This window comes from Shewanella sp. 10N.261.52.F9, assembly GCF_041471165.1.
In the GTDB taxonomy this organism is placed as follows: Bacteria; Pseudomonadota; Gammaproteobacteria; order Enterobacterales; family Shewanellaceae; genus Shewanella; species Shewanella marinintestina.
This window is the reverse complement of the sequence record NZ_JBFRNX010000053.1, coordinates 1-3,670: the sequence shown is the minus strand read 5'-3', so window position 1 is coordinate 3,670 and position 3,670 is coordinate 1. Positions and strand designations below refer to the sequence as shown.

Here is a 3,670-nt window from a genome sequence, read left to right as displayed (position 1 = left end):
GGAAAAGCCCTCATCATGCATCTTACTGTCATGAAAAGACTTTGTTGCGTTCCAATATGCAACGCCCATTCGACCGTATAGCCCAATCTTGTCAGTTAAACGCCAGTCATACCGTAGCCCAGTATCAACAATATATGTGCTAACGTTAACGTCAGTAGCTGAGGCGACAAGATCGTCATGATCTTGAAATCCTATATCCCACGCCCAATTATCACCAAACTGAACACCCGCATTGATCCCTAATATATAGTTCTCAGGGTTTGAGTGTTGGTAGTTTTTATCTTCAGCATATTGATACCCGCCTTTAATACCAACAAAAGGGGTGAACTCTTGTGATTCATCAGCATTAGAAGGTCCAGATTGAAAAACAGACAAAAAACAGATAATAGTGATACTACTAAATAAAGATTTTTTCATAATGTTAAGTCGTTAAAGTACATACCTGAAACTTAACGATTATATAAACAGATTCACATAGCATTACTCAGAGCAAGATCTTATCCGATGCTATGTCGGAAGTTTAAACATCTTATTTGATGACGAAACCCTAAGCTAAGTGTCAAGATTTTCTATAATAGAAAATTGTTCCTCAATCAGTTTTTCATCAAAATAAAACTCTTTTGAACTAAGAAGATTTATAGTGCTTACCTTGTATAAAAGCCAATTGTATCGATTATTACCAAACTTAACCCCATCTTCCACAAGATCTCCCTTAGTAACAACCTCAGCATTAATAGACTCAAACAATCCAGAAAGTTCTCCAAGAGATGACTTTACAAATAAGCTTTTAGGTAGCACAGAAACAGTTAATAATGCTTCGAGTATTAAAAAGTTACGATACATAAAAATGCTTTTAGAAGAACTATATGTTGTAACTATATAAAGAGAGCTGCCATCGTCGCCGACTACTTTCTCGCCCATGAGCTCGGATATGACTGTATTATTAGCGATTACATAAAAAAAATGACCAAGTAATATGCCTGTTCCCGAGTAAAACTCATAAAGCCCTACTCCATCATACAGACTTTTTTGGGGTTCTAACGTCGTTAAATCCACGTCTATATTATTTACATTCTTTAGGTATTGACTATAAAACGTTAATTTTTCAGTGGGAATTGAATCAAAAAAGCCGACCTTGATTTTAGATTCGCCTACCATGTAAGGTCCATCATTTTGCGAAAAAACGTTTTTATATCGCTTAGATAAAGTTTTTTCTAACTTAGCAGATTGAAGCTTTTCATCGGCATAAAGTTTATTCACATCTTCTAAAAAATCAAAAAAGATAAGTAACGCAATCTGCTTCTTTTTCGAGGGTTTAGTATGTCCATTTTCCCAACGAGACAATGTAATTTCATCTAACGAACTAAATGAATGATGAATGGTTTGGATCCGAGTGACTAACTCTGCCTGTGTATATCCCATACTTTCGCGATAATGCTTAATATAGCCACCTATCATTATTTATCCTTATCGTTAACTAAATAAGCCTTACACAGCATAATAGTGAAATTGTAGCTGCAATTAATGCTTTCACCACACTAACTAAAAATAAACCACCTGCTTTGCAGGTGGTTATAAAAATCAGACCTTTGCATTAATGCACATATTTACTACGTAAGTGCTTAAATAAATAGTTACCAATTGCTATTTATTGCCTCCAATTTAGCTCTTTGTACACTTCGACTAACAAGTACAATTCACTAAGTTTATCAGCAGGCATTTGGTAAAAAAATGGCATTCCCCCCCAACTTTCTATCGTTCCATCACTTTTAAGGGCTGTAAAATCAAAATTGTTACCAACTACATGCTCAACCTCTACCAGTTTGGCCGCTAATGATGCACTTATGTTTGACGCACCGGAGCGATTTCCTCCCCAGCCAGTTACTGTGCCATCATCATGCAATGCAACAAAACCATCTCCTCCGGCAGTAATAGAGCGAGCATATAGAACTCCTATATCATTCACATGGTCTCCGCCATCACTTTTACTTCCCCAACTGATAACTTGACCATTATCTAGCACTCCTGCGTAAGCATTTAAATTTGCTACTACACTGGAAAAATAGTGATTAGCAGGTAATTCAACAATACCTTCAGCGCTCAAAGATAACCCGCTAGTATCTATATCCCCCCACACTACTAACGAGCCATCGGTTTTTAATGCCGTGAAACTATTATTAGCCGCTGTGACACTAACAATATCAGTTAATGCCATTTTAACAGCGCTGCTGTCACCACCAGATGTCTTGCGCCCCCAGGTCGTTACAGTGCCATCCGCATTAACAGCAGCTGCAGCGCTTTGATTTAACACTACATCAGCAACATTATTGAATTCAGCTTGAACCTCATCTAACTCAATACATTCACCTAAAGGCGCAGCAAAACAATTAGTTCCTCCCCACTCAATAACAGTACCATCATCTTCTATTGCCACAAATCGAACATAACCGCCAAATATACGCTGTATGTTGGCAAGAGTTTTTGAGTAATCGCCTACACCAGCATTACTGTGACCCCAAGTAACGACTTTGCCATCACCTCTTAAGGCTGCAAACGCATCATAATTAGCGACAATACTTTCGATGTTATATAGCTCATCATCAACGGCACTTGTATCCCCACCTGTAGATTGAGAACCCCATGCGACAACACTGCCATCGCTTTTAAGCGCAGCTCCACCTCTAAGGTTTGAGGTTATACTGACCACATTCGTTAAAAGGTGATCAACACTACTGGTGTCGTTATTCATTCCCCAACTTACAACAGTCTGATCATTCTTTATCAAACTAAATTGTTGACCGATTCCGTTGTGCTCATAAGCTGAAATATTTTTTACTATTCCAGCGGTGACAATAACTTTGGCCATGGTTGTTTTACAGGCATTGCCACCACTGACACCGGTATTGTTTACAGTGCAGTAGGCGTTTTTAGCGGTCACCGTAACACCAATATTATGCTCCTTCTCATCACCCACAAGCGTGTAGTGCGCGCTGTTTTCCCCTACCGGCACACCATCAATGTCATACTGGTAATCGGTACGCGCTAGGTCGCAATCATTACAGGTCACGGTTGCTGTCATCACGCCTAATTCTTCAGTCAACGTTAAGTCTGTTATGCTGGGCTTAACCGAAGCTTCAAGGCTTATCGCAATATCTGCGTAAGCATAATGGCCCTCATTATCCGTCACCGCATAAGTTAAGATTTCATCACCAAAACTAATATTGTTAGGTGTGTAAGTAAATTGGGTGGTATCCGTAATCAAGTTCACGCTGCCCAGTTTGGCGCCTACAACACCACTAAGCACTAAATCCCGGCCTGACTCATTGCTGACAAAACTTGCCACATCAATAGTAATTGTTTGCGCATCCATCGCCATTGCAGGTACGGCAAAGTCGTTTGCTGTTAACTTACCTTGCGATGCTGAAATAATACTCACCACACTGCTCGACGTGTCCATGCCATCGGTCACGCTATAGTGCAAACTCGTCGTCCCCTCAACACCATTAGGGGTATAGGTTAAAACTAAACCGTTTTGCGACAAGGTGGCTGGTAAAGCAACATCGCTAATGCTGCTCAGTGTTAACGTGTCACCATCGGCATCACTGATTGCATCAGCGAGGTTAATCTCAACTGAAGGTTCGGTAACTGAATATGGGTCAACCGTGACCGT

Annotated in this window: 3 protein-coding genes; all 3 read right to left on the bottom strand. The window is 39.9% G+C overall.

Annotation, left to right across the window (positions count from 1 at the left end; translation table 11 throughout):
* Window positions 1-417: outer membrane beta-barrel protein (locus AB4298_RS21230; RefSeq protein ID WP_371988325.1), on the bottom strand; the 417-nt coding region annotated here is incomplete at its 3' end.
* Between the two features lie 135 nt (window positions 418-552).
* Entirely contained in the window at window positions 553-1,458 is a 906-nt protein-coding gene (locus AB4298_RS21225; protein WP_371988324.1) for a helix-turn-helix domain-containing protein, read from the bottom strand.
* Between the two features lie 190 nt (window positions 1,459-1,648).
* On the bottom strand, window positions 1,649-3,670 hold a 2,022-nt coding region (locus AB4298_RS21220), incomplete at its 5' end, for an Ig-like domain-containing protein (RefSeq protein ID WP_371988323.1).